The sequence below is a fragment of the Paenarthrobacter sp. CC6 genome, assembly GCF_040560085.1.
Classification (GTDB): domain Bacteria; phylum Actinomycetota; class Actinomycetes; order Actinomycetales; family Micrococcaceae; genus Arthrobacter; species Arthrobacter nicotinovorans.
The window spans coordinates 25,321-50,971 of the sequence record NZ_JARDAN010000007.1 but is presented as its reverse complement, the minus strand read 5'-3'; the positions used below and the strand labels follow the sequence as shown (position 1 = coordinate 50,971).

23 protein-coding genes are annotated in these 25,651 nt (G+C 63.7%); 9 read left to right on the top strand and 14 right to left on the bottom strand.

Going from position 1 to position 25,651, the window contains the following annotated elements; genetic code table 11:
- Positions 1–17: 17 nt before the first annotated feature.
- On the top strand, positions 18–614 hold the full coding sequence (locus PV760_RS07050) for a DnaJ family domain-containing protein (protein ID WP_189076643.1): 597 nt from the start codon (positions 18–20) through the stop codon (positions 612–614).
- A 93-nt stretch (positions 615–707) separates the two neighbouring features.
- On the opposite strand, the gene PV760_RS07045 is transcribed toward PV760_RS07050, so the two are convergent.
- Both PV760_RS07045 and PV760_RS07040 read right to left on the bottom strand, forming a co-directional pair.
- Positions 708–2,033, bottom strand: a complete 1,326-nt coding sequence (locus tag PV760_RS07045) for an ammonium transporter (RefSeq protein ID WP_354627424.1) — start codon at positions 2,031–2,033, stop codon at positions 708–710.
- A 175-nt stretch (positions 2,034–2,208) separates the two neighbouring features.
- Positions 2,209–3,450, bottom strand: coding sequence for an MFS transporter (locus PV760_RS07040; protein ID WP_354627423.1), 1,242 nt, complete (start codon positions 3,448–3,450; stop codon positions 2,209–2,211).
- 155 nt (positions 3,451–3,605) lie between these two features.
- Between PV760_RS07040 and PV760_RS07035 the strand changes: the two genes are divergently transcribed.
- Entirely contained in the window at positions 3,606–4,337 is a 732-nt protein-coding gene (locus PV760_RS07035) for a glutamine amidotransferase (RefSeq protein WP_026267307.1), read from the top strand.
- A gap of 124 nt (positions 4,338–4,461) precedes the next feature.
- Here PV760_RS07035 and PV760_RS07030 read toward each other — a convergent pair whose 3' ends face one another.
- From PV760_RS07030 to PV760_RS06985, 10 genes are all read right to left on the bottom strand, one after another.
- Positions 4,462–6,645 carry a transglycosylase domain-containing protein gene (locus PV760_RS07030; RefSeq protein ID WP_354627422.1) on the bottom strand — a complete coding sequence of 728 codons (2,184 nt, stop codon included), beginning with the start codon at positions 6,643–6,645 and terminating at the stop codon, positions 4,462–4,464.
- A 107-nt stretch (positions 6,646–6,752) separates the two neighbouring features.
- On the bottom strand, positions 6,753–7,253 hold the full coding sequence (locus PV760_RS07025; protein ID WP_110505613.1) for a sensor histidine kinase: 501 nt from the start codon (positions 7,251–7,253) through the stop codon (positions 6,753–6,755).
- A gap of 200 nt (positions 7,254–7,453) precedes the next feature.
- The gene (locus PV760_RS07020) at positions 7,454–8,167 is read right to left on the bottom strand and encodes an aspartate/glutamate racemase family protein (protein ID WP_039242893.1); all 714 of its coding nucleotides are present in this window, start codon (positions 8,165–8,167) and stop codon (positions 7,454–7,456) included.
- Entirely contained in the window at positions 8,157–9,596 is a 1,440-nt protein-coding gene (locus tag PV760_RS07015) for an MFS transporter (protein WP_354627421.1), read from the bottom strand. Before PV760_RS07015 ends, PV760_RS07020 begins: the two co-directional genes overlap by 11 nt.
- A 461-nt stretch (positions 9,597–10,057) precedes the next feature.
- Positions 10,058–11,656 (bottom strand): carbohydrate-binding domain-containing protein, encoded by a 1,599-nt coding sequence (locus tag PV760_RS07010; protein WP_354627420.1) that lies wholly within the window; start codon positions 11,654–11,656, stop codon positions 10,058–10,060.
- Between the two features lie 10 nt (positions 11,657–11,666).
- Positions 11,667–12,470 (bottom strand): polyphosphate polymerase domain-containing protein, encoded by an 804-nt coding sequence (locus PV760_RS07005; RefSeq protein WP_354627419.1) that lies wholly within the window; start codon positions 12,468–12,470, stop codon positions 11,667–11,669.
- Positions 12,467–13,120, bottom strand: coding sequence for a DUF4956 domain-containing protein (locus PV760_RS07000; protein ID WP_055972406.1), 654 nt, complete (start codon positions 13,118–13,120; stop codon positions 12,467–12,469). Before PV760_RS07000 ends, PV760_RS07005 begins: the two co-directional genes overlap by 4 nt.
- Complete coding sequence (locus PV760_RS06995; RefSeq protein ID WP_354627418.1) at positions 13,117–14,250, bottom strand: GtrA family protein; 1,134 nt, start codon at positions 14,248–14,250, stop codon at positions 13,117–13,119. Before PV760_RS06995 ends, PV760_RS07000 begins: the two co-directional genes overlap by 4 nt.
- Positions 14,247–15,233: a phosphodiester glycosidase family protein gene (locus PV760_RS06990; RefSeq protein ID WP_079582069.1), complete on the bottom strand. Its 987-nt coding sequence runs from the start codon at positions 15,231–15,233 to the stop codon at positions 14,247–14,249. The genes PV760_RS06995 and PV760_RS06990 overlap by 4 nt, the downstream gene beginning before the upstream one ends.
- Positions 15,234–15,317: 84 nt before the next feature.
- Positions 15,318–15,899, bottom strand: coding sequence for a DinB family protein (locus PV760_RS06985; protein ID WP_039242981.1), 582 nt, complete (start codon positions 15,897–15,899; stop codon positions 15,318–15,320).
- 112 nt (positions 15,900–16,011) lie between these two features.
- Between PV760_RS06985 and PV760_RS06980 the strand changes: the two genes are divergently transcribed.
- From PV760_RS06980 to PV760_RS06965, 4 genes are read left to right on the top strand one after another with little or no spacing between them, the layout of a single operon-like run.
- Positions 16,012–16,218: a ribbon-helix-helix protein, CopG family gene (locus tag PV760_RS06980; protein WP_223941739.1), complete on the top strand. Its 207-nt coding sequence runs from the start codon at positions 16,012–16,014 to the stop codon at positions 16,216–16,218.
- Positions 16,215–16,583 (top strand): type II toxin-antitoxin system death-on-curing family toxin, encoded by a 369-nt coding sequence (locus PV760_RS06975; protein ID WP_354627416.1) that lies wholly within the window; start codon positions 16,215–16,217, stop codon positions 16,581–16,583. Before PV760_RS06980 ends, PV760_RS06975 begins: the two co-directional genes overlap by 4 nt.
- A 58-nt stretch (positions 16,584–16,641) precedes the next feature.
- Positions 16,642–16,830, top strand: a complete 189-nt coding sequence (locus tag PV760_RS06970; RefSeq protein ID WP_144027665.1) for a hypothetical protein — start codon at positions 16,642–16,644, stop codon at positions 16,828–16,830.
- 10 nt (positions 16,831–16,840) lie between these two features.
- Positions 16,841–19,213 carry a polysaccharide lyase 8 family protein gene (locus PV760_RS06965; protein ID WP_354627414.1) on the top strand — a complete coding sequence of 791 codons (2,373 nt, stop codon included), beginning with the start codon at positions 16,841–16,843 and terminating at the stop codon, positions 19,211–19,213.
- 32 nt (positions 19,214–19,245) lie between these two features.
- Here PV760_RS06965 and PV760_RS06960 read toward each other — a convergent pair whose 3' ends face one another.
- Positions 19,246–20,433, bottom strand: a complete 1,188-nt coding sequence (locus tag PV760_RS06960) for a GntR family transcriptional regulator (protein WP_189076632.1) — start codon at positions 20,431–20,433, stop codon at positions 19,246–19,248.
- Positions 20,434–20,586: 153 nt separating this feature from the next.
- On the opposite strand from PV760_RS06960, the gene PV760_RS06955 reads away from it, so the two are divergent.
- On the top strand, positions 20,587–22,035 hold the full coding sequence (locus PV760_RS06955) for a sulfatase family protein (protein WP_354627413.1): 1,449 nt from the start codon (positions 20,587–20,589) through the stop codon (positions 22,033–22,035).
- On the opposite strand, the gene PV760_RS06950 is transcribed toward PV760_RS06955, so the two are convergent.
- Complete coding sequence (locus PV760_RS06950) at positions 22,032–23,072, bottom strand: Gfo/Idh/MocA family protein (RefSeq protein ID WP_354627412.1); 1,041 nt, start codon at positions 23,070–23,072, stop codon at positions 22,032–22,034. The two genes, PV760_RS06955 and PV760_RS06950, sit on opposite strands and share 4 nt — an antisense overlap.
- 243 nt (positions 23,073–23,315) lie before the next feature.
- On the opposite strand from PV760_RS06950, the gene PV760_RS06945 reads away from it, so the two are divergent.
- The gene (locus PV760_RS06945; protein WP_064722781.1) at positions 23,316–24,653 is read left to right on the top strand and encodes a sugar ABC transporter substrate-binding protein; all 1,338 of its coding nucleotides are present in this window, start codon (positions 23,316–23,318) and stop codon (positions 24,651–24,653) included.
- Positions 24,653–25,651 (top strand): carbohydrate ABC transporter permease, encoded by a 999-nt coding sequence (locus PV760_RS06940; protein ID WP_354627411.1) that lies wholly within the window; start codon positions 24,653–24,655, stop codon positions 25,649–25,651. The genes PV760_RS06945 and PV760_RS06940 overlap by 1 nt, the downstream gene beginning before the upstream one ends.

Genomic DNA, 25,651 nt, shown 5'->3' with positions numbered 1-25,651 from the left:
AGGAGGTGGCGGACACGATGAGTGCCGGGAACAACGCTTTCAGGCGGAAGCTGGAGCGCGGGGCCGAACTGCGGGCCGTACGCGGCTGGGGCGGCAACGCCCAGGAGGACGCCGAGCTTGAGGCTGCGGACGCGGAAGAACGCGAGAAGCGCCGAAAGGTGGATGACGCGGCCCGCGTCGAATACCTGATCCGGGACGCCATGAACCAAGGGAAGTTCGACAACCTCAAGTACGCGGGCAAACCGATCCCCGGGCTCGGCGAGCACTACGATCCCGACTGGTGGGTCAAGGGACTCATCCAGCGCGAACGGCTGAGTGGGATCGGCCCTCCTGCCATCCTGCTGCGCATTGAAGACGCCGAACTGGACGCGAAGCTGGATCAGCAATACAGCGAGAAACAAGTCCGGGACATCCTCGAGGACTTCAATAAGCGCGTGATCGAGGCCCGGAGGCAGCTCCAAGGCGGGCCGCCGGTCATCACGAAACTCAGGGATGTGGATGCCGAACTCGAACGGTGGCGGCAGCGGCGTGCTGCCGCCTCTCCGCCGGAGCCGGAACCGCAGGCACCGGGCAAACGAAGCTTTTGGCAGCGCCTCTGGAACGGCTCGGGCTAATCCGGACGCTGCCCACTTGGGCGCTGCTCACACAACAGCAGCCGACGGCGGAACCAGGGTCCCGCCGTCGGCTGCTGTTTGACGGTGGTGCCGTTAGGCGAAGCTGTCTTCCTTGGCTTCCGGACTGGCCGCGGCGGGCTTTCCCTTGAGCAGCGCGGACAGGTGCGCCTGCTGCTGGCGGAAGTGGCCGTGCGCAGTGAGGCCGAACTCGTAAGCGGACTCGGCATGCTGGGTGAGGTCGACGCCGGTGATTTCGTGCTCGTGCGGGACCCGGAAGCCGATGGTCTTGTTGATGATCCGGCCAATGACCAAGGTGCCCACACCGGAGAGCGCGATGGTGATCACGACAGCCACGAGCTGCGCAACGAGCTGCTGGGGGCCGCCACCGTAGAAGAGGCCGCCGGCCACACCGTCCTGGGGGAAGGCGATGAAGCCCAGGGACAGGGTGCCGATGACACCGGCGCCGAAGTGCACGCCAACAACGTCGAGGGAATCGTCGAAACCGAACTTGTACTTCAGGTCAACGAACACCGCGCAGGCAGCACCGGCCACCAAACCCAGACCCAGGGCGGCCAGCGGACTGATGTCGGCGCAGGAAGGGGTGATCGCAACCAGGCCGGCCACGACGCCGGACGCTGCACCCAGGGAGGTGGGGTGTCCGTGGCGGACCTTCTCGACCACAAGCCAGCTCAGCATGGCCGCTGCCGGAGTTACCAGGGTGTTGACCCAGATCAGGCCGGCCTGCTCGGCAGTGGTGGCAGCGCCGCCGTTGAAACCGAACCAGCCGAACCACAGGATTGCTGCGCCGATCATGATGAAGGGGACGTTGTGCGGGCGGTGGTTGGGGTCCTTGGCGAATCCATGGCGCTTTCCCACGATCAATGCGAGGACGAAAGCGGCAGTTCCCGAGCTGACCTCAACTACCGCGCCGCCGGCGAAGTCGATGACCTGGCCGAAGACTTCAGTCACGGCCCCGCCGGCGCTCATCAGGCCGCCGCCCCACACCATGTATGCCAGCGGGCAGTAGACAACTGTGATCCAGATCGGCACGAACAGTGCCCAGGCGCCGAACTTGGCCCGGTCGGCTATGGCGCCGCTGATGAGGGCAACGGTGATGATGGCGAAGGTCGCTGCGAAGGTGGCCTTGATGAGGTCGGGCGTGCCCACCAGATCCTGCAGGCCGAAGTGTGCAAAGGGGTTGCCGAACAGGCCCAGGAAGCCGTCACCGGTAGTCATCGAGTAGCCCCAAAGGACCCAGACAACACCCACGATCCCCGCGGAGATGAAGCTCATCATGATCATGTTCAGTGCTGCCTTGGCGCGGGTCATGCCGCCGTAGAACAGGCCGAGGCCGGGGGTCATGAAGAGCACCATTGCCGCCGACAACATCATCCAGACGTTCTGCGCAGAGATCTCCACCTGCGTTCCCTTCTTTCAAGCCTGTCCGAAACGAGCCGTGATTTATCCGGCTCCCGTAAAGCCCCCCGATCAATATTCGGTGAGCTATGTTTCCGACTCAGAAGAGCTAAGTTGCAGGTAAGTTACAGAAATCTCCCGTTCGTGAAGATCAGGTCACTGGCATGTTTCGGGGATGTTAACGGCGCTTCTCCCGGGGTCCGGCCGGGTAGCCGCCGCGCCTGCTGGCGATGATGATGACCAGCGCTATCGCTGTCGGAACCGCCGCGGCCAGGGGCACCAGCTGGGCGCCCACCGTGGTGAGGGCGAACGCGCCATAGACAGCCCCGACGGCGATCCCCAGTTGGATGGTCACCACGGTGAGGCCGTTGGCAGCGTCCTTGTGCTCGCCGCCGGCCCGGAGAATCGCTGCCTGGTTGTAGATACCCACGGCGCCGAACGCGATACCCCACAGCGTCATCAGCCCGAACGCCCCCACCCAGGTGCCGCCCAGTGCCGGCAGCAGGGCGAACGCAAGAGTCAGGAGTCCGACGGCGGCAATCACCGAGGCACGTGGACGGGAGTCGGCGGTCATGCCGGCAATCCAAATCCCCACCAGGCTGGCGATTCCCACCACGGACAGGGAGATGCTGGTGGCCGATTCCGGCAGCCCGGATGCCAGCAGGAAGGGCGCCACGTAGGTGAACAGGGTGAAGTGGGCCAGGAGCAGGAGGGGCCAGGCGATGGCCACGGCGATGACGCCAGGCAGTTTCATGGCAGCACGCATGGACGGAGCCTTCTGGCTGGCGTTGTCGTGAGCGCCGGGAAGGAGCCAGAAAGCCAACACGGCCAACAGCACGCCCACGCCCGCGAGAACCAGGAAGGAAGCGCGCCAGGTCATCAGTGAACCCATGAGTGTGCCGATGGGAGCCCCCACTGCAAGTGCGATGCTGTTGCCGCTGAACACCACGGCCATGGATTTACCCACGGAGTGTGCCGGAACGATTCGTGCCACGTAGGGTGCCATGCTGGACCACAGCATCCCGTGCGCGATGCCGCCGAGTAGCCTGGCCCCGATCGCCCACCCCAGCTCGGGGCTCAACGCCAGCAGGACATTGCTGAGCGCAAAAGCCAGCACGGTGGCGATCAGCAGCGTCTTGCGGGGAACCCTGCCGGCCAGGAACCGGGATAGGGGGAGCGCCGTGAAGACGATGATCGCCGCATACACGGCGGTCAGCGAACCAACTGCCGACTCGTCGACACCGAGGTCGCGGCTGATTTGCGGAAGCAAGCCGGAAGGAAGAAGCTCGGTGGTTACCGCAGTAAACCCGGCCGCTGCCAGCACAAGCAGTCCGCCCCAGGGGATCTTCCTGGGCTGCTGCCTTTCAGCGGGTGACGCCGTGGGCGATGGTGTTTCGACGACCGAAGGGTCCTGCGTCAAAGATTGCTCCTCAGGGATGGGTCAAGCTCGGGGTGCTGTTTCATGGGGGTCCGTACAACGGTATGCAGCCACGGCGGTGTGAGGGAGTCCCTGTCAGACACCCCCTTGCAGCAACACACTTTGTCTCCCGGCCATTCCTCACGCAGACTTGGCCTGTGAAGCCCTTCCTATTGCTGGCTACCCGCGCCGAAGACGCCGCAGCAGATGACGAGTACCAGGCTTACCTACGCTACTGCGGACTGAAACCGGACGAATTGATCCGGATCCGGCTGGAATCCGGGCCTTTGCCGCCCCTTGAACTGTCGGACTACTCCGGGGTGATCGTGGGTGGAAGTCCCTACACCTCAAGCGATCCTGTGGAGGAGAAGAGCGCAGACCAGGTCCGGGTTGAGACGGAACTCTCATCCCTCCTGGACAGGATCGTGGCGGACGACTTCCCCTTCCTGGGTGCCTGCTACGGTGTCGGCACGCTGGGAGTGCACCAGGGCGCAGTCATTGACCGGCGCTTCGGAGAGCCGGTGGGAGCTACGGAGATCACCCTGACGACGGAAGGGGACCGGGATCCGCTGCTGCAGGGTCTCCCGCACCGGTTCGAGGCCTTCGTCGGCCACAAGGAAGCGTGCAGCCAGCTGCCCCCGAACGCAGTATTGCTGGCCAGCTCGGAGGCTTGCCCCGTGCACATGTTCCGCATCAAGAACAACCTCTACGCAACCCAGTTCCACCCCGAGCTGGACGCCGACGGACTCATCACGCGGATCAACATCTACAAGAACGCCGGATATTTCCCGCCCCACGAAGCCGATGAACTCATCGAGACAGCCCGGAAATCGTCCGTGACAGAGCCCATGCGCGTGCTCAGGAATTTCACGGAGCGCTACGCCCGCTAGCCCCTCCCGTTGTGAGGCCCGCTTTGCGTGCTGAGCGCGGGGAATGCCACGCAGAGCGGGCCCCGCAACGCGACGTCCGACGTCGGAAGCCCCCCCGGGGACGTCAACGTCACCTGTGGCACGGCTACCGTTGCGGCGCTGCCGGACTGGTGCTGGGCTGTTGGGCGGGTGAGGGAGCAGGAGCTACAAAGGGTCCGCTCGGGTAGAGCGCCGTGGCTTCCATCATGTAGTTCGCCCATTGCGGACCGGCGATCATGTAGCCGTCCAAGGATTTGTAGAACTTGCCGTTGATGGTGACGTTCTGGCCCGCCCGCTGTTGTCCCGCCGTCGTGTCCCCAAAGAACGACGCCGTGGCGAGCGCCGTCGTGTAACCGGCCACCCAGGTGGCGCCGTTGTTGTTGGACGTTCCGGTCTTGGCGGCTACCGGGACCCTGCTTTGGACCTTGGGTTCGATGTAGACGCCGGATCCCATCTTGAGCACATCCTGGAGTACGGCATTTACGCCCCGTGCCACAGCCGGCTTGACGGCTTCACGGCATTCCGGCGTCTGTGCTTCGTATTCCCTGCCCTGGGCGTCGCTGATCTCCGTGATGGCGATGGGCTTGCAGTAGGTGCCGTCATTGGCGAAGGTGGCGTAGGCGCTCGCCAACACAAGAGGCGCGACGCCGATGGAGCCCAGTAGATTGCCGATCTGGTGCATGTTGATTGGGGCATTGTCCAGCCCGCTGTGCAGGCCAACAGTGTCCACCATCCGCTGGATTCCGCAGAAGTCCAGCTGTGCCGCCGTGGCGAAAGTGGCCGTATTGATGGAGTTGTAGAGGCCGTAGTTGATGGGCATGGGGCGGTAGTAGCCAGGGTCGTTGTTCTGCAGGTCGTCATCCGCGCCAAGGTTTTGTGCCTTCTGTGCCGTACTGTAGCCGCCCAGCACCTTGCCGCAACTGGAACGCCAAGGGAAGCCCACGGGGTATACCCGCCGTGATGCGTCCACCACGGCGGTAGGGTTCTTGCCTTCGTTGAGCCACTCCGCATAGATGAAGGGCTTCATGGTGGAACCGGGCTGGAAACCTCCGGCGCCGTTCAGGTCGTAGCCGTTCTCGTCTTTTGCATCCACGTTGAAGTTCAGCTGGGTGTCGAACTCCCCCTCTTGTGGAACGAACACCGTGTTCTGGGCCATCGCCAGGACCTTACCGGTACCGGGCTGCACGGTGGTCATGGCAGCACCCCATTTGTCCGGGTTATCACCGGCGGATGCGTCCACCTGTTGCTGGGCGATGGCCTGGAGCCTGCTGTCCAGTGTGGTGGTGATGGTGAGGCCGCCGCGATACAGGAGCCGTTCACGATCCTGCACCGTGTCACCGTAGGCCTCGTTGTTAAGGATGAGGTGCGAGATGTAATCGCAGAAATACGTGGCAATGGCAGCACCGGCACATCCTTGAAGGGATGGAGTGATGTTCAATTCCACCGGTGTTGCCACAGCCACGCCATGGTCCACGGGGGTGATCTTCCCCTGTTCGAGCATCCGGTCCAGCACCAGGTTGCGCCTGGCCAGTGCTGCCGCCGGGTCGACCGTGGGGTCGTAGATGCTGGGACCATTCACCAGGCCTGCCAACAGCGCCGCCTGGGGCAGTGTCAGCTCCGCGGCGGAGGTGCTGAAGAAGTAGCGGGACGCAGCCTCGATGCCGTAGGCATTCCTGTTGAAGAACACGATGTTCAGGTATCCCTCAAGGATCTGGTCCTTGCTGAAGCGTTTCTCCAGTTCCAGGGCGAGCTTGATCTCGCGCAGCTTGTCTCCCACTGTTTTCTCGCCGCTGAGTACTACGTCCTCGGGGCGGCCCTGTGAAAGCCGGGACTCGTTAAGTACGTTGGTGACGTACTGCTGCGTCAGCGTGGAGGCCCCCTGCTTGGTTCCTTTGGTCAGGTTGGAGGTCAGCGCCCGCATGATTCCGTGCGCATCCACACCCGGATGCTCGTAGAAACGGCTGTCTTCGATCGCCACGATTGCTTCGCGGATGAACGGCGACATGTCCTCGAGAGGAACCTTGACCCTGTTCTCGGCGAAAAACGTGGCGATGAGTTGGCCGTCAGCGGTGACCACCTTGCTGGAAAGGGAAGGTGACTCCACGTCGAGCTGGCTGGGAAGACTCTCGTAGAAACCTATGGACCCACCCACGGTTGTGCTGGTGAGGGCAACCACCGGGACCACGAAGCCGGAGATCAACACCCCGCAGAGCAGGCTCACGAAGAAGAACCCGAAGATCCTTAACAGGACCTTGCCCAGACCCAGTGGTCCTCTGTTGTTCCGCGCCATTTTCGTGCCAATCCGTAGGGATGCCAGGCTGAAAAGTAGCTACAGAATACGTCCGGAACGTCAGTTGTTCCATGGCTCAGGTACCCAATAAAGGTCCCAAATCGGACTCAATCCAGCGGCAGTGTCACCCGGACACTGGTGCCCCGCCCAACCGCGGAGTCGATGTCGACTGTCCCGCCGGCGTCGTGAACGGCGATCGACATCAACAGCAATCCAAAACCATGCCTGCGGCCGCTGGGCGCAGCGTGGATCTCGAAGCCGTCGCCGTCGTCCGTGATGGTGAGCTGGATGCCATGGTAGACAGCGTTGAGGCGGATGGTGAGTTCACTGGCGTTCGCGTAGTTCAACGTGTTGCTGAACGCTTCCTGCGCCACGTGGTACAGGAGCCCTGCGGCGGAGGATGAGATCTCGATGCCGTGGTGGGGAGTATGCCAGTGGACCGTGACACCGGCGCGGCGAAGCGGCGCGGCAAGGCGGTCGATGCACCCTGCGACACCCAACGCGTAGAAATCCACGGGGTTCTGGTCCTGGATGATGCCCTTCACGGCCACCACCTCGTCGACTGCTGCTGACTGTTCCATTGGTTCCCCCACGTCGTTGTGCTTCATACCGGAAATTCGTTGTCGGAATGCCTTTGTATTGGTATTCCGGCTGATTCCAGCGTGGCGCCGCTACATCAAGGAACCTTTTCGATTGGCTCAAGTTCGCATCAAGTTTGCGGGTGAGGCTAGCGGCAGGGACGCGCCTCGTGCAGTGAGGCCCGACGGCGGCCCTTGCGGACCGCCGTCGGGTTGCGACTGGCGTGTGGTCAGCTGTCCTTCGCCAGCAAGGTGAGCAACAGCCGGCAGGCGCTGGGAACCGGTTGGATGATGGCGACGGAGGTGGACTCGGCAAGTCGCCGGGCGGTGGCACTGAGCGGGCCACCGGCGATGATCACTGCGTCCGCACCATCCATCTCCGATGCCGCAGACACAGCATGGGCCAGTTCCCGGTACTGCCTTTCGGGGTCGGCCGCCAGGACCAGGGGCTCGGACTCCGTCAAGCGAACACCGGCAAAGGACTCTTGGAACCCGTGGGCTGCCACCAGTTTGCCCAGTGCCTCCACCAGCAACGGGGTGCTCGTTGCCATGGCGAAACGGCGAAGGTGCCCGTCGGGGTGGTGGGCGGCGGCATGGAGGGAACCCTGCCCGATCCCGACCACGGGAATCTCCAGCTCCCGGTCCAGTTGCTCACGCCCGGGATCGCCGATTGCCGCCACGATCACTGCGGCGACCCTGCCGCCGTCGGGTCCTGAAAGGTAGCCGTGGGCTGCTTCCCTGACGTGTTCCGCGGACTCGGCCAGACTCTCCGGGTCCACGATCATGGAGGGGCCGGCGGCTGCGGTGATTCCAGTGACCCGGAGGCCGTGTGACGCGAGAGTCTCCGCGGCGAGGTCCACCATCATGGCGGTGGTGTTGCTGTTGGTGTTCGGATTGATCAGCAGGACTGTTTTGTCCCTCGGTGCGTGACTGTCAGTGCCCATAGATGGCAGGCTCCTCGTCCTCGTTCGGTTCGGCGTCTTCTTCCAAGGGCTTGCCGAAGGTTTCCGGTGGGAACTGGACCACGACGGCCAGGACAATGAACAACACTGCCAGTGTGGTGAACATCCCCGGCAGTCCGGCCGAATCGAAGACAGCCCCTGAAATGAGCGGGAACAAGCCGCCGGAAAGGGAACCCGCGGCCAGGATGATGGACGTTCCGAACCCGCGGGTGCGGGTGGGGTAGAGCTCCGGAGCGAACAGCCAAATAGTGGTGTTCAGGATGATCACGGAGAAGTTGAAGAGCACCCCGAAGATCACAATGAGCACGATGTCGCTGGCCAGGAAAGCCATGGACAGCCCGGACAGGCAGCCCAGGATCGCAGCCGATGTCAGGACCTTTTTTCGGGGCAGCCGGCTGGCGAGGTATGCGGCAGTGCAGGCGCCCAGCAAGGAACCTGATTGCATGATCAGCGTGAACCACAGGCTGGTGTTCACGGCGTAACCCCGGGATACCAGGATGGTTGGCATGAGCGTCAGCATGGAGATCTGGGCGGCGTAGGACATGCAGACGGCGACGCACAGCAGGACCGTACGCTTGAGGAGCTTGCCGCGGAGTGCGTCCTTCCAATGGCCGGACGTCTTCACCACCACGGGGTCGGGGACTGCGGTGATATAGGTTTCGGGATCGGTGACGGGGCCGGAGAGCTTGTTGCGTGCCAGCCGGGTGATGACCAGGTTCGCTTCGTCGATCTTTCCTTGCGAGGCCAGGAAGCGGGGCGTTTCCGGAACGTAGCGACGGAAGAACATCACCAGCAGTGCGGGGATGAACAGAAGGCCGAACACCCAGCGCCACTTGTCCGGGCCGTCGAAGAGGGTGAAGACGAGGATGCCGAAGGCCGGTGCCAGCATGTTGCCTAAGCCTGCAGCGGTGACGTTGATCAGGCCAACCGCCGTGCCACGGTGTTTGGCAGCGAAGAACTCCGCCATCATGATCACGGCTACCGCGATTTCGCCGCCCAATCCGAAGCCGACGATGAAGCGTCCGACCGCCAGGATGGGATAGTTGGGGGCCACAGCGCAGAGCAACGAGCCTCCGGCGAAGATGATGAGGTTGATAACCAGCATGTGGCGCCGGCCGTATTTGTCGACGATCAGGCCCGTCGCCAGCCGTCCGAGTGCGGTTGCCGTAAACGTCATTGTGTTCAGCAAGCCGATTTCGGTGGCGCCCAATCCCCAGGACTGGCGAAGGATGGGGCCGGTGATGCCTACGGCATTTTGTTCAAGGGCGTCGAAGAAGACACCCAGCAGGATCATGAAGACGATCTGGCGGTGCGCGCCGGTCACCCCGATCCGCTGATGCGCGCCTTCGATTTGTTGTGCCAGGGATCCGGTCCGCGGTGTTGCAGTCTCCTGGGCAAGGTCTTTTTCCACAGTGCGCTCCTTACTGAGCTCTGAAGGGGTTCCGTCATACGGAATGCGAATATCGCATGAAGGAATGTGATGGAGATTACACTTTGGGATACCAGAAGGCCATAGCTGCCTGTAAACAGAATGTGACCGGATCCTCAGCGCGGGCTTTGATGTGGTGGACCATTGACCCCCGTTGGATGACCCGCACATCAAATTCATCCAAAAAGGGTTGATTTAGGGACCTTCAGCGGTCGAAAGAGAGCAGTAAGGCTCACTTCTGACGCTACTCAGGCTCACCAAGGGGCTGTCCTGATCCGAGGACCGATCACAGCGTTGTATGCCATCGCGGACCAGCAGCCCGACTCAGTACGTCCCGTTTTCTGCTGGATCATTCGCTTGTTCCCTCTGAAGATCCCCGGATTACCGGGGACAGCGTCGGGGCGAGGACGAATGATCCAGCAGAATTGCACCTGCCACGAAGCTCAGCGGCGTCCGCCACCACCGCCGCCGGGACCCTGGGCCTGTGTGTACTGGCCTGCCGTCACGGTGCCCTGTTGCTTGGCGCCGTCGCTGGATCCCGTCGTGAGGCCGGCTGTGGCATCGGCGGTGCCGCCCGTGTACACCGTGTACGTGGCACCGTCGGTAATGGCGGCCGAGGAGAACACCAGGGACGCAATGGTCTTGGTGGTCACGAACGTCGCCACCACGGCTCCCGACGAGTCGACGATATGAACCGGGGTGCCCGCAGGTACGGAGGAGCTGAACGTGATCTGCACGCCGGACTGTGAGGAGGAGGTCCCGGGGGTTACGGCCATCCCGGCGCTTCCCGCAGCAGCCACGGTGCCTCCGGAAACGGCAAGCTCGCCGTTGACATCAAGTGCTCCGTTGCCGTCGTTGGTGGGCCCGTTGACCACGACGGTCCCGCCGGAAATGCTGGCGTTTCCGTTCGAGTCCAAACCGTCACCCTGCGCATTGATGGTCAGTGTCCCGCCGGAGACGTCAACGCTGTAATCGCCGACGGTCTCGCCGCCACCCATGCCCCCACCCATGCCGCCGCCCATCCCGCCACCCATCCCGCCGCCGTCGGCAGTGCTGGAGGAGGCTCCGCCCGAGGCGTTCACGCCGTCATCGTTGGAAGTGACTGTCACGTCCCCGCCGGAGATGGCGATGTGCTGCGCCTCCAGCCCTTCTTCGGACTTGGTTACGTTCACTGTGCCGCCGGAAACAGTCAGGGTGTTGAAAGCCTTCATGCCGTCATCTCCCGCGGTCACGGAGAGGGAACCACCGCTGACCAGCAGCCAGCCCCGCCCCTCGTCCGTCCCGTTGTCGGCCTTCACCCCGTCGCCGCCCGCGGTCACCTGGTAGGCGCCGTCCAGGAGCACGGTGTAGTCCTTCCCCCGGATGCCGTCGTCTGCTGCCTCGACGGTGACTTTGCCCGATGCCAGGACCAGGCCGTCCTTGGAGACGATGCCGTCGTTGTACTTTCCGGTGACGTTCAAGGAACCGGGCCCGGCAATGGTCAGGTCCGCCATGGAGAAGAGGGCTGCGTTGGGTGCGTCGGAGCCTTGGTCCGCGTAGCTTGCGGCATCCGTTACGGTGTTGGTGCTGCCGTCCTCCAGGTACAGGATCGCTTCATCGGCACTTTGCACCACGAACGGGGAACCGCTGGAGTTACCAAGCTGCACCCCGTCCAGGATGATCCTCACTGTGTCTGAATCGCCCGCGGCCACCATGATCTTTCCGTCAGTCAGCGAGCCGCTGAGGCGGTAGGTTCCGGCGGCACTGATGGTGACGGTATTGCCGTCCACCGCCACGCCGGTGGAGGACGACGACGTCACTTTGCTGCCGCCGTCGGCCAGGCTGATGGCCACTTCCGTTGAGGCGTCCCAGCTGAGGTCGTCGCCGTCGTAGTGGGTGTCTTCTTCGATGGTGGCGGCGGTGACTGCCTGCTGGGTGGTGGTCGTCGTGGCCGTGCCGGAGGCGCCTGAGGAGGTGGAACCGGTGGTTGGGGCGGAGCAGCCGGCCAGGGAGATCGCCAGCGCGACGGCGGCAACGGACAGGGAGGTGCGGAAGGAGCGCATGGTTGATTCCTTAGCTTTGGGGGAGTTGGTTGAGGGGGCGCAGCGGCATCCTGCGCCGAAGGGTTTGATTCCACCGGTTTGCGGGCAGTTCCGGGTGGAGTGCGGCCATGCCGGTGGCGAACTTGGAGATGCGGCACGGCCGGACGCCGTTGGCCCAGAGGTGCCGGTCCAAGGGGCCCGGGGCGGAGCCGGACTTGGTCTCCACCACCACCGCGTCGTCCAGGACCCAGGGCTGCCCGTCCGGCCGCTGCCAGGTGACGTCGGAATCGATGGTGGCGCGGCTTCTCGACTCAGGCAGGAACAGCGTGGTGCGGTTGTACTGCGTGGACAGGACGGGGGACAAGGGGCCGAACGTGACGTCCCCGATGGCCGCGGAAAGGGTCTCGTTTACATAGAGAAGGCCTTCGTCGGTCAGCCGGTCGCGGTCGCAAAGTTCGTACGGGATGCGTTCCTTGACGGTGGCTTCACGTGCTCCTTCGGTCTTGACTTCAAGGAAGCTGACGGCGCTGTCCACGTAGGTCCGGGTGCGGATCTTGAAGCGCCGGCGCCGCCCGTGGGCTGCCAGCATGTAGCTGTCCAGTGCCGGGGTGTCGAAGTACACGGAGTCGTAGGCGAAGGTCCGGGCCCCGACCATTTCCAGGACACGGGCGTGGGTGGTGAAAGTGGAGAGGACGCGTCGGGCTGCTGCCGAGGGAACCAGGTACTTGCGGTCAACACGGGTCAGCAGCGCGGCTTCAGCAGTGAGTTCTTCAAGCCCGACGGCGGGAAGCCGGCCCAGGTGGGGCATGACCCCTGGAGCTTCGGGCCAGCTCATGCGACACCCGCAGAGGTGGGCATGGACGGCTGGGGCGACGGCTGGGCAGGCAGTTCCTGCGGCGCCTCTGTCAGCGCGCCCGCTGGATGGTTGACGGTGAGCCGGGCGGGGCGGACCGCGTAGCGGACATCCACGATCGTCTTGTCATTCACAAGGTCCAGCTCCTGGATGGTGGCCGAGTGGACGGTACCGTTGAGGACTTCCTCCAGCCGGACGTAGAGTTCGGCTTCGTCGTTGATGGCCCGGTCCAGCACCACCGTCTGGTGGCGGTAGGAGGGCAGGACCTTCGGGTTGTCACCAATGAACATCACCAGCAGGACCAACGACATGAGGGACAACGTCAACCACAGAGGCTCGACGCCGATGCCCGAGATCAGGCCCAGCGCCAGTGCCGAGAAGTAGTAGGCAACCTCGTGCTGGGCAAGTTCGGTGGAGCGGAGCCGGATGATCGAAAGCACACCGAACAGCCCCAGGCCCAAACCAACGCCGGCAGCAGAACCGGACAGTGCGGTGGCGACTGCGAGGACTCCCACGTTCATGCCGAGGTAGGACACCACCAGGTCACGGCGCCTGTGGCGGCGGAGGTACAGGGCCAGCGTGAGGATGGAAATGGCAGCGAGGTCTGCCGCTATGAGGATGAGGGTGTTCATCGGTTACTCCGGAATCTCTGGGGGAATTGATGTCCACTTTTCAGGGCCACGCTGTGCTGGAACTGTGCCGGGACCAAGGGTGGGGTATGCGTTTCCTTCTCCGCGGCACGGCCTTTGCGGGTGAACAGGAAACGGTGCTGCACTACGAAACTGATGCCCAGCAGCGCGGCCTCCGTGAGGATCTTTGCGGGTAGGTCCGGAACGGAAACGGACGTCAGCGCCAGGATCGAGGCGTAGTTGGCCGCCAGCAACACCAGCACCAGGGCCACATAGCCGGCCGCGGCCACCCGCAGTGGCCGGTCTTTGCCGTGCTCGAACACCAGGCGCCGATTGACCAGGAAGTTCACTGTGGCGCTGACCAGCCGGGCACCCAGCACGGCAATGAGCAGGGAGTCCGTGACACCGATGAGCACCAGGAACATCACCATGTCCACCACGAAAGCGGACAGGGACGAGCCCAGGAACTTCAGCAGGGGGGCGTAGATCCTGATCGAGTCCGCGACAGGCCGGAAGTGCGAGCCTGCGTTGCCGTTCAGATACACGGTGGCGATCCCCACGCTGCTGATGCCGTAGCCCGCATGCTTCGCTTCGAGCAGCAGGTTCAGTTCGTACTCGTACCGCTGTCCGCGGACCGTCAGCAACCAAGGGAGCATGTCCGCTTTGTAGCCCCGCAGGCCCGTCTGGGTGTCCGTGATCCGCTGGCCCGTCGCTAGCCTGAACAGGCCGCGGGTCACGGTGTTGCCGAACCGGCTCCGGGCTGGGACATTCCCGGTGAAGTTCCGGGAGCCCAGGACCATGGCCGCCGTGACGTGCCGGACCCGGTCGGCGACGGCCAGGATATCCGCCACGCCATGCTGCCCATCGCTGTCGGCGCACACCACGTCATGTCCCGGAAAACGCTCAGCGATGAAGGCGAAGCCGCTCTTGAGGGCGTGACCTTTCCCGCCGTTCACGGCGTAACCAAGCACATGGCACCCAAGCTGGGCGGCGGCGTCGAACGTGTCCTTGTACTCGGGGCCGGAACCGTCGTCCACCACCACGATGCTGATCCACGGCTCTGCTTCCTGGAGGTTTCGGACAAGGGTGATGAGCTGGTGGTCCGGCTCGTAGGCCGGTATCAGGATGATCATGACCGGGCGATGTAGAGGATGTCCGAGGTGCCGCGCTCTTTGTTCTCGCCGAGCGGGTTGTTCACCAGGGATCCGTTGAAGTACATGGTGGAGGAGCCGCCGCCGTCGATGTTGTACGCGGTGGTGGCGCCGAGGTCCTTCATGATCTGCGCCAGGCCCGTCATGGTGACGCCGGCGGAGTAGCCGGGGCTGCGCCCGTCCACCACCACGAACACCAGATGGTTCTGGTCGATGACGCCCACCGCCGTGCGCGGCTGTTCGCCTTGGATGGAGTGGTTGCCGAAATTGGTATCAACTTCCACGTCCTCGATGCCCGAGGCAATCTCGCCGTTGTCCAGCAGCGACGGGCCAAACGAGAGGGTGTTCCAAACGCCATCCGCGATGAGTTGGTCAGCGGTGGTGGTGGTCTCGTCGTACACCTTGACGGTGCCGTCCTTGTAGAAGGCCAGGCCCTGCCGTGCGCCCTCATCCCGATACACCACACCGTTGCGGATCACGATGCCGGTGTCCCGGAAACCGTAGTAGTCGCCGTTGATGGCGAAGATCGCGTTGTGGTCCTGGGCGATCGCGGAGGTGTTTTCAGTGATGTTGCCGCCGTACGTGTCCTCCGCGAATGCCGACTTCAGCGTGGTGGCCGCATCAAGCACGACGTCGGCAACGTAGTACGTGACGGTGCTGTCGCCGCTGCCGGTAGTTACCTTGCTGATGCTGATACCGGTGTCACCCGAGGTGTAGCCAGTATCAGTGACCACGGCGCTCGCGGAGGAATCAGCGGCGCTGCTGTCCGTCGTCGTGGTTTCGGTGGTGCCGGCCTGGCTGGCTTCGTATTCCGAGACGTTGGTGATTTCGGCGTGCGGAATGACGAAGCGGTCCAGGGCCCAGGCTGTTGCACCCCCGGCAGAGAGAGTGACCGCCAGGACGGCGGAGACGATCGCTCGCCGTGTCCGGCGGCCTTTGCGGTTTTCGGTCTGTGGAGGAGTCATGCCTCATTTCTACGGAGGCAGGCTACGCCTGAGGTTTGCCTCGCATATGCGACGGCTGTGAAGGTCTCCCCGTGGCTGTGAAAGTCAGCGCCCGTCGGCTTCCAACGCTGCCTGTTCTATGCGCCGGCGGTGTGCGGCCAGTTCTTCTGCGGTCCGTTGAGGGATGTTGGGATCATTCGCGCGCTGGCCGGCTTGGCCGTCGATAAGTTCCCGGATGATGTCCGCATGGCCTGCGTGGCGGGCCGTTTCGACGCACATGTGGACCAGGATCTGGTGCAGGGTGACGTTCTTTTTCTCTTCGGACCACCACGGCACTACGCCCGGCGCGTCCAAGGGGAGGGACTCGATGGTTTCGTCGCTGTGCTTGGCGGAGAAGTGGTGCAACTCGATGATCTCTTCGCGGCTCTGGGTGGCAGGCACCCACATGTCGGCGTCGGGTTCGGCGGTGGCCTCGTACCAGGGGAGTTCCCGTCCGTTCGGTCGCCCGAACGTTTCGCCGAAGTATCCCAGCTCCACACCGGCAACGTGTTTCACAAGGCCCAGCAGGTTGGTTCCGGTGGGGGTCATGGGCCTGCGGACATCGTATTCGCCGAGGCCGTCCAGTTTGTCCAGCAGGTCCTGCCGGCGGGTACGGAGATAGTTGAGCAACGTTGCTTTGTCATCCATGGTGAGCACTCTACCGAAGGGGTGCTGCAGCGAGATCGCCGCGAACCCGGGGCACTCCGCGACAGTCGGGACGAAGCTCTCTTCATCAGTACCATTCTGGTACCATTGATGCATGGCCATGAACCTGCGCGTACCTGAAGACCTGGATCGACGGCTGGAGAAGTTGGCCGCCGAGGAACACACATCCAAGTCCGCGCTCCTGCTACAGGGGGCAGAGCTGGTTCTGCAGCGCCATGCGCGCCGACGCGAAATCAGCGAGGGCCTTGATTTCGTCATGAGTCATGATGCTGAGCTCCTGACGCGCCTTGAAGACGCGTGACAGCATACCTGGACATCGAGGATGCCCTTCAAGTCGTTGATCGGTACGGCTTCCATATCCGCGATGTCGGCCTGCTCGCCTCGGCTTTGGCCAGGCCGGCTACAAGCGTCTTGGGCACAGATGCCTATCCCGACCTTGCACTGAAGGCGGCTGCGCTGTTGGAGTCCGTCGCCCGGTTCTACCCACTCATTGATGGCAACAAGCGAACCGCATGGACACTCATGGTGCTGCTGCTTTGGGTCAACGGATATCAGCATGACTTCACCACAGATAAGGGCTTCAAGCTTGTCGTCGGTGTCGCCAGCGGCACCATCGAACTGCGGGATTCTGCCGCCGAAATCTCCCAACACCTGGTGCCACGTTAGTCGTACCGGGAATCAGCCGCCCGTACAGTCTCCTAAGCGACGCTCCGTAGGCAAAGCAGTGCAGAAAGCCCAACTGTTCGCCGCAGCCGGGGCCCGGGAGGTCTCGACGGCGGTCCCGCACGTTTCCGGCGACGTGGACGTGACCAGGTACTGCTTTATTCCTCTCTTCGGCATCGCGTTGACTTCAACCCAAGCCAGTGGCGGACCCGGCGAAGGACGCCGGACCCCGTCCCGCCACGAGTGTTAGGAGCAACTCCTTGTCACTTCAATTCCCCCGCAGGACCCTGCTCCAGGGTGCCGGCGCACTTTCCCTGGCGGCAGTGGTCAGCTCGATGTTCGCGCAGAACGCCTGGGCCGAGGCAGAACCGGGCGCCGCGGAGTTCGCAGCGCTGCGAAACCGTTCGGTGGACCAGATCACGGGCCGCAACGTCATCCAGGCCGGCGACCCCGACTTCGCCAAAGCCATCACCGCACTGAACAACAAAGCCGCAGACTCTCTGGCCAAGCTCAACACGTCGTCGGGTCGAACCTCGGTGTTCACGGACCTGTCCTTGGCCAAGGACGCAGAAATGGTCACCACCTACACCCGCCTGTCCCAACTGGCCACGGCCTGGGCCACCCCGACAGCGGCCGTGTTCGGGGACGCCGCGGTCCTTGCCGCCATCAAGGCCGGCCTGGCTGATGCCAACACCCTTTGCTACAACGACAGAAAGGAAGAGGTAGGAAACTGGTGGTCCTGGGAGATCGGCGTACCCCGGGCACTCGCCGACGCCATGGTGCTCCTGCATGCCGAATTGTCGGCCGCGGAACGCACTGCCTACTGCGCGGCCATCGACCATTTCGTGCCCGACCCGTGGCTGCAGTTCCCGCCCAAGCGCGGCAAGATCACCTCAGTTGGTGCCAACCGCGTGGACCTGTGCCAGGGCATCATCATCCGTTCCCTGGCAGGAGAGGACCCGGCCAGACTCAACCATGCTGTGGCCGGACTCAGCCAGGTGTGGCAGTACGTCACCAGCGGAGACGGCATTTTCCGCGACGGCTCGTTCATCCAACACAGCACTACTCCGTACACCGGTTCCTACGGTGTTGTCCTGCTCACCGGGCTGTCCAAATTGTTCTCCTTGCTGGGAGGTACGGCGTTCGAGGTTTCCGACCCAACGCGCAGCATCTTCTTCGACGCCGTGGAGGGCTCGTTTGCGCCCGTCATGATCAACGGGGCCATGGCCGATGCCGTCCGCGGCAGGAGCATCAGCCGTGAGGCCAACACCGGCTATGACCTGGGGGCGTCGGCGATCGAGGCCATCCTGCTCCTGGCACGGGCCATGGATCCAGCGACGGCGGCCCGATGGCGGGGTTTGTGCGCTGGCTGGATTGCGCGCAATACCTATCGACCGATCCTCAACAGTGCGAGCGTGCCCAGGACGGCACTGGTCAAGGAGCTCCAAGCTACTCGTGTTGCCCCCGTGGCAGAAGCTACCGGCCACAAGCTCTTCCCCGCGATGGACCGCACCATGCACCGCGGACCCGGCTGGGCATTGTCGCTCGCCCTGTCCAGCAACCGCATTGCCTGGTACGAATGCGGCAACGGCGAGAACAACCGCGGCTATCACACCGGCTCCGGCATGACCTACTTCTACACGTCCGACCTCGGCCAGTACGACGACGCTTTCTGGGCCACGGCCAACTACAACCGTCTCCCCGGCACCACAGTGGACACAACCCCCTTGCCGGACAAGGTGGAGGGGGAGTGGGGCGCTGCCGTCCCCGCGAATGAGTGGAGCGGGGCCACAACGCTGGGCGAGGTTGCCGCCGTCGGACAGCATCTGGTGGGGCCGGGCCGCACGGGCCTTACCGCGCGGAAGTCCTGGTTTGTCAGCGGCGACGTCACCGTTTGCCTCGGCGCGGACATCAGCACTGCTTCGGGCGCCAGGGTGGAAACCATCGTCGACCACCGCAACCTCCACCAAGGCAGCAACACACTCACGACGGCGGCGGGCACCATCGCTGGAACGGCAGGCAACGTTGAGGTGCTGGGCGATGGGCGCTGGGTGCACCTGGAGGGATTCGGCGGGTACGCGATGCTCGATGATTCCCCGCTCCACGTGCTGCGGGAAACCCGGTCCGGCAGCTGGTCCGGGGTCAACATCAACGGCAGCGCCACGGTGCAGCAGCGCAATTTCGCCACCCTCTACGTGGACCACGGGGTCCGGCCTGTCGCCGGCAGTTATGCGTACATGGTGGCGCCGGGAGCATCGGTGGACCTGACCCGGAAGCTGTTGCAGGGAAACAAGTACAGCGTGATCCGCAACGATGCTACGGCCCAGTCCGTGGAGTTCAAGACCGCGAAGACCACGGCCGCAACGTTCTGGAAGCCCGGAATGGCGGGGGATCTTGGCGCATCGGGTCCTGCGTGCGTGGTGTTCTCCAGGCATGGGAATGAGCTGAGCCTGGCCGTCAGCGAGCCGACGCAGAAGGCCGCCGGCCTCACGCTGACCTTGCCGGAGGGTACGTGGTCCAGCGTCCTGGAGGGCGCGGGCACCCTGGGGACGGACGCCGACGGGCGGAGCACCCTGACGCTTGACACCACTGGGCTCAGCGGCCAGACAAAGCTCATCAAGCTCCGCCGCTAGAGCCTCGTTGTGGGGCCCGCTCTGCGCGCCATTTAGCCCCCGGAGACCGCAGAGCGGGCCTCACAACGCTTCGCCCCGCAGGAGTCACGGACAACAATGCGTGGCCGCAACCGGATCTGGTAGAGCGGACACGCGTCGCCCTCGGTGAGCCGACGCAGCAGGACATCGGCGGCCATGACGCCCAGCCTGTGCTTGGCGGGCGAAACCGCCGTGAGCGGTATCCGGGCGAGGTCAGCCATTTCGTCGTCATAGGAGACGAGGGCGAGGTCCTCGGGAACCCGAACCCCGTGCCTGGACGCGGCGCCTTCCAGCAGAGCGGCTTCCCGGTCTCCGAAGACCAACGCCGCCGTGGCACCACTGCCAGCCAGCAGCCCGAACATGTGCTCGGCCTGGTCGGCTTCCCACTCCGGCTTGGTTGCGCTGAACGCCATGTGCCCGTCGGTCTCCAACCCCAACGCCGTGATGGCAGCCGTATACCCTGCGATGACCGCAGCCTGCGTGGGATTGCTGCTGCGAGCGGCCTCGTTTGCCCGGGTGAGCAGCCCGATCTTTCGGTGACCCAAGCGGTGGAGGTGCATGACGGCGTCGTACGCTCCGCCTTGGTGATCCGAGCAGACGTGTTCCGTGCGGTCGCCGGGCCCCAGATCGTCCAGGCTCCGCTCCAGGAGGACAACCGGCACTGGAAGGGCCATGAGCTCGGCGACGCGCTGCTGGGGATCGGCCAAGCCGGTCAGCGTCGGCACCAGGATGAGGCCGTCCACTCCGGCATCCAGAAGGAACTGGATGCCGGCGTTCTCGCGCGTGAAGTCGTAGTGGTACGTGGACAGTTGCAGGCTCGCGCCCCGAGCCGAGAGGTGTTCCTCGATCCCCTGGAGGACGCGCGGGTAGTACAGCTGCGTGTCCGGGAGCAGGACGCCGATGACGAACCTCGAGCGTTTCTGCGTGCGCTGGGGTGCAGCGACGAAGCTGCCGGCGCCCTGCCGCCTGACCACCAGCCCTTTGCCTACAAGGTCCTCGAAGGCCCTCCGCACCGTGGTCAGGGAAAGGCCGGTCTCTGCCGCGAGTTGTTGCTCGGTGGGGAGCTTGGTCCCCACGGCCCACGTCCCGGCGAGGATGTCCCTGCGGAGGTCGTCGCTCAAGTCCTGGAACTTCAAGTTGGCCTTTGCAGTGTCGCGAAGGGGTGCGCCACCGGAGTCCGGTTCCTGTTTCCTCTTTGGCATGATCCATCTCCAGCTGTGGACAGACGATTTCTCTCATCATGCACCACGATTTAGAGAGTATTTGAGGAGTAATTGTCAGATCCCGGGAGTATTTTCACGCCAACCGGGAATGCTCATTGATTCCTTGCCTTGAGGCTCAGTAGCAATGGGAGGGTGTCCAACAAGAAGCCGAACATCCTTTTCATCCTCAGCGACGACCAAGGCGCTTGGGCGCTGGGTTGCGCCGGAAACCCCGAAATCCACACGCCAAATCTGGACGGCCTCGCTGCCCGCGGCACGCGGCTGGAGAACTTCTTCTGCGCCTCACCGGTCTGCTCCCCGGCGCGCGCCAGCCTGATGACCGGGGACATCCCGTCGCGCCACGGCGTCCACGATTACCTGGCGGGCGTCGAAACCGGACCCCAGGCCATCGACTACCTGCAGGGGCAGCGGTTGTTCACGGATGACCTCGCCGATGCCGGCTACCGCCTGGGCCTGTCCGGCAAATGGCACCTTGGCGCCAACGATGCTCCCCGGAAGGGCTTCAGCCACTGGTTCGCCCTGGAAGGCGGCGGCAGCCCGTATGACAGCTCGGTGATGTACAGGTTCGACGGCGGCACCAGCCACCGGGAAACGGTCACCGAGTACTTGACGGACGCGATCACCGGCGATGCCCTGGACTTCATCAACGATGCCTCGCAAGAGCCCGAACCCTTCTTCCTGGCCCTCAACTACACAGCTCCCCACAAGCCGTGGAAGGGGCAACATCCGCCGGAATTTGAGGATCTCTACAGCGACTGTGGGTTTTCCAGCTGCCCGCAGGAAGCCATGCACCCGTGGACTCCCACCGTGGACGGGGTGCCGATAGGCGGCGAGGCGGACGTCCACGCTGCGCTGGTGGGGTACTTTGCCGCCGTCAGTGCCATGGACGCCGGGATCGGGACGGTCCTCAGCCGGCTGGAGGAACTCGGCATCCAAGACAACACCTTGGTGGTCTTCAGCAGCGACAACGGTTTCAATTGCGGCCACCACGGCATTTGGGGGAAGGGCAACGGGACGTTTCCGCAGAACGTTTACGATTCCTCCGTCAAAGTGCCGGCGATCTTCGCGCTCCCGGGCAGGATCCGGCAGGGCGCGGTAGTGACGGAACTGTTGTCCGCCTACGACGTGGCGGCCACCATCCTGGAGCTGGCGGGGGTAAACCACTGCCCCTTCGAAGACGGGCCGGGACAGTCTTTCGCGGAGCTTTTAGGCGGGCTGCCACCGGCGGCCGGGGACCGCGCCGTCGTGGTCTTTGACGAATACGGTCCCGTCCGGATGATCCGCAGCACCGACTGGAAGTACGTGCACCGCTATCCGCACGGTCCGCATGAACTCTACGATCTCCTGGCCGACCCGGACGAGCGAGTCAACCTTGTGAACGAGCCGGCGCACGCTGCACGGGTGTCCGCCATGCGTTCCCGGCTTCAGGAATGGTTCCAGCTGCACGCCGTCCCTGACCTCGACGGGAGTTGGCTTCCCGTGGCGGGGGCGGGCCAGACTGCGTCCGTGCTGGGTGATCCCCTGGGGGCTTTCACCCCACCCAACTGGGATGGCACGGACGCAGCCGGAGGGTCTTCCTAACCGGCGTCCGTGAGGGCGAGTCCGGCACTGAGCTCCTGGGTACTGAGCTCCTGGGTACTGTCCAGGAGAACCACGGCCTGGCCGCTTCCGGCAGCCTCGTAGGAGGCCAGGACTACCTCCACGATGTGGCGGGCGTGCTCAACACTGACTTTGGGGACACCGCCGTCGAGCACTGTGATGAAATCCTGCAATTGCAGGAAGAAACCCTCCTGGATGTCCTCGGGCCGCGGTTCCCATACCGTGCGTGTCACGCCGTCGCGCCGGACCAAGGTTCCATGGTGCGGGCTGCAGGACAGGGTGCCGAACTCACCCACGATGAGGATCTCGTCCAGGCGTTGGGCAGCGTCGGACACCACGGAGATGCTGACATGCACCCCGTTCCTGAGGGTCAACGCAATGGCACCGTCGGTTTCCACGGGAACGCCGAAGCGCTTGAGGGTAGAGGCACTCACGGATTCAACGGGTGCGCCACCGAACCAGATGGACCGGTCAAGGCAATGGCCGCCGATGTTCATCAGTGCACCCCCGCCTGCCATGGCCTCGCTGAAGAACCAATCCGGCCGCGTTCCCGGACGGTAATCGGTGGTCCGGTAGTCGCGGATCATCAGGACCCGGCCGAGCTCGCCGCTCGCCAGCACGTCCTCGGCTGCCAGCTTCTCCGGGAGGAAGTGCTGGATTTGCCCGATGACCAAGGACACCCCGGCCTTCCGGCACGCTTGAATCATGCGATCGCAGTCGGCCACGGTGGTGGCCATGGGCTTTTCCACCAGCACGTGCAATCCGTGGTCGGCTGCGGCCAGCACCATCTCCAGGTGCAGGGCGTGCGGGGTATTGATGATGACGGCGTTCAAGCCGGCCTCACGGTACATGGCCAGGTAGTCCCCAAAGACGGAAGCCCCCCATGGCGATGCGACCCTCTCTGCGGCTTCAGGCCGCAGGTCGCAGACGGCGGCCAACTCCACGTTGCTGATCCGCGCTGCGGATGCTGCATGGAAATGTGCCACGGCGCCCGCGCCAATGATTCCAAGTCGTATCAATTTCCCTCTTTAGCTCGGAGCCGGAGCGCGGGCTCGTTCGATCGGAACGCCGCGCAGGTCTCCTCGATTGTTGGGCAGCCGGAAAAGAGGAATAAATGCCTAATTGGGTCCCACCGCCCACGGGCTGCCAGGCAGGTGGAGAAACTTTCCAAAATACTCATTGAATCCTGCTTTCGGGGGCTGTGAGAGTCGTCTCACTGAACCGCATCCGGCTGGTTCCCCCTCACTCGAAAGGTGATTCCCATGGGCAAAACAGCCCGTCATCTTCGCCCGCTGGCCGCCCTGTTGGGTGCAGCGCTTGCCTTGTCCACCACTGCCTGCGGCGGAGCCACCGATGCCTCCCCGGCCGCCGAAGCCGTGGATATTTCCGGGTCCATTTCCGGCCAGACCATCAACTATTGGTCGATGTGGAAGGACGGCGAACCTCAGCAAAAGGTCATCGCCACTGCCATCGCGGACTTCGAAAAAGAAACCGGCGCCAAAGTCAGCGTCCAATGGCAGGGACGCAGCAACACCGAAAAGCTCGTCCCTGCGCTGAACACCAACAACGTCCCGGACCTGGTGGACGGAACGCTCGCCAAGCTCGCTCCGGTGATCGGCGAAACCGGGCAGGCAAGCCCCCTGACGTCCGTCTACGCGTACGAGCTGGACGGGAAGACCGTCAGTTCAGTGATTCCGGAGAAGTTCACCAGCAACGGCGTCTTCAAGGGAGAGGACGGACAGCCTTGGATGGTGCCCTACAGCATCAGCTCGGACGGCATCTGGTTCGATGCCGCCAAGCACCCGGAGCTCAAAGCAAAGCCGCCGGCCACCTGGGATGAATTCATTGCAGTCCTGGACAAGCTGAAGGCCGGCGGAACAGCCCCCATTGCCGCCGACGGTGATATCGCAGGCTATAACTCCACCTGGTTCGTTACCTCGCTGCTCCGGCTCAAAGGCGCAGGCAGCTTCAAAGCCCTCGCAGAAGACAAATCAGGCGCAGGATGGGATGACCCTGCCGTCCTTGAAGCAGCACAAAAGGTGGAAACCCTGGTCAAGGGCGGATACCTCAACAGTGGCTACAACGCCAGCAAGTTCCCCGCCCAACAGCAGCTCTGGGCAAACGGCGACGCTGCCCTGATCCTCAACGGCTCGTGGACGCCCACAGAAACCGGTTCATACGCCGCCCCGGGCTTCGAATACTCCTCGTTCCAGTTCCCGGCCATCGGCGACAAGCCGGCCAGCGCCCGCGTGGACTTCATCGGCTTCGCTGTTCCGGCAAAATCCAAGAACCAGGTTCCTGCCCAGCGGCTTGCGGCGTACCTGCTGGGCGCCAAGTACCAGGACGCCCTCGGAACGGACGCCAAGGTGCTGCCGGTGAGGCAGGACGCACCGGTGGATCCCGCCGTCGCAAGCGTCAAAGCCGCCATCGACGCCGCTCCGGCCACGCACCTGCAGAACGACGGCGTGACGTTCCCCGGCTACACAGAGAAAGTCTTCTTCCCCAGGGACGATGAACTGTTCCTTGGAAAGACCACAGCCGCAGAGTTCGTGGCCAAGATGAAGGAAGCCCAGATCCAGTACTGGAAGGACAACGGCTGATGTCCATCGGCCTGAAAGAACCCCGCGCCGGTAAAGCGGCACTGCAGAATCCCGAGTCCCGGAAACCGGTGACCAGGAAGGCCTCAGCTCAGGGCCGCCAACCTGGAAGCTCCATCGATGTGCAGCGCAAGAAGCTGCTGGTTCCCTTCGTCGGTCCGGCGTTCGTCCTGTACACGGTCCTGTTCATCGTTCCCGCCCTTGGTGCAGTGTGGATCAGCCTCCACAAATGGGCTGGCTCCGGACCCATGAAATTCGTGGGCCTGGACAACTACGGCCGGATCTTCCGGGACCCGCTGTTCCTGTCATCGTTCGGCAACACCCTGCTGCTGCTGTTCGTGGTGGGAGCCGCAATCTTCATTCTCGCTTTCGCCATGACGCTCGTCCTCCGGGACATGGCAGGAAAGAAGGTGGTTCGTAACGTCATCTTCTTCCCCCACCTCATCAACGCGCTCGTGTTCGGTGTCCTGGCCGGCTTCATCTTCAACCCCGGCGGAATGGTCAACAGCCTCTTGGCACCCCTTGGGGTGACGGATCCGCCAAAGTGGCTGGCACAGGACAACATCTTCCTGCTCATCATGGTCACCCTGGTCTGCACAACCACCGGTTACTTCACCACCATCCTGATGGCCGGCGTCGACCGCATCCCGCCCTACTACTACGAGGACTGTGCCCTGGCAGGAGCCTCCGCGTTCCAGCGGCTGCGGTACGTCATCCTCCCGCTGACCTGGGATGTCTTCGGTACCTGTGCCGTGCTGTGGACCATCTCGTCGGTGAAGATCTTCGAGATCGTGTGGGTATTCGGCGGTAGCTCCGGGGCAGGGGTGCCTCCCACCCAAAGCTGGACGGCAGCCGTCTACACCTACGTCAACGCCTTCTCCGGACAGTCCACGCCCGCCTATGGAGCCGCAACGGCGTCCGCTGTGTTGTCGCTGGCCCTGATCTCCGTCCTGGTTGTCCTGCTGCGCCGCGCCATGCGTCGCGACGCCGTCGAGTTCTAA

Excerpts from the sequence above, each read along its gene's own strand:
- PV760_RS07050 (WP_189076643.1), top strand. The coding sequence starts at position 18 with ATGAGTGCCGGGAACAACGCTTTCAGGCGGAAGCTGGAGCGCGGGGCC.
- PV760_RS07030 (WP_354627422.1), bottom strand. The coding sequence starts at position 6,645 with ATGGCGCGGAACAACAGAGGACCACTGGGTCTGGGCAAGGTCCTGTTA.
- PV760_RS07025 (WP_110505613.1), bottom strand. The coding sequence starts at position 7,253 with ATGAAGCACAACGACGTGGGGGAACCAATGGAACAGTCAGCAGCAGTC.
- PV760_RS07020 (WP_039242893.1), bottom strand. The coding sequence starts at position 8,167 with ATGGGCACTGACAGTCACGCACCGAGGGACAAAACAGTCCTGCTGATC.
- PV760_RS07010 (WP_354627420.1), bottom strand. The coding sequence starts at position 11,656 with ATGCGCTCCTTCCGCACCTCCCTGTCCGTTGCCGCCGTCGCGCTGGCG.
- PV760_RS07005 (WP_354627419.1), bottom strand. The coding sequence starts at position 12,470 with ATGAGCTGGCCCGAAGCTCCAGGGGTCATGCCCCACCTGGGCCGGCTT.
- PV760_RS07000 (WP_055972406.1), bottom strand. The coding sequence starts at position 13,120 with ATGAACACCCTCATCCTCATAGCGGCAGACCTCGCTGCCATTTCCATC.
- PV760_RS06995 (WP_354627418.1), bottom strand. The coding sequence starts at position 14,250 with ATGATCATCCTGATACCGGCCTACGAGCCGGACCACCAGCTCATCACC.
- PV760_RS06990 (WP_079582069.1), bottom strand. The coding sequence starts at position 15,233 with ATGACTCCTCCACAGACCGAAAACCGCAAAGGCCGCCGGACACGGCGA.
- PV760_RS06985 (WP_039242981.1), bottom strand. The coding sequence starts at position 15,899 with ATGGATGACAAAGCAACGTTGCTCAACTATCTCCGTACCCGCCGGCAG.
- PV760_RS06980 (WP_223941739.1), top strand. The coding sequence starts at position 16,012 with ATGGCCATGAACCTGCGCGTACCTGAAGACCTGGATCGACGGCTGGAG.
- PV760_RS06960 (WP_189076632.1), bottom strand. The coding sequence starts at position 20,433 with ATGCCAAAGAGGAAACAGGAACCGGACTCCGGTGGCGCACCCCTTCGC.
- PV760_RS06945 (WP_064722781.1), top strand. The coding sequence starts at position 23,316 with ATGGGCAAAACAGCCCGTCATCTTCGCCCGCTGGCCGCCCTGTTGGGT.
- PV760_RS06940 (WP_354627411.1), top strand. The coding sequence starts at position 24,653 with ATGTCCATCGGCCTGAAAGAACCCCGCGCCGGTAAAGCGGCACTGCAG.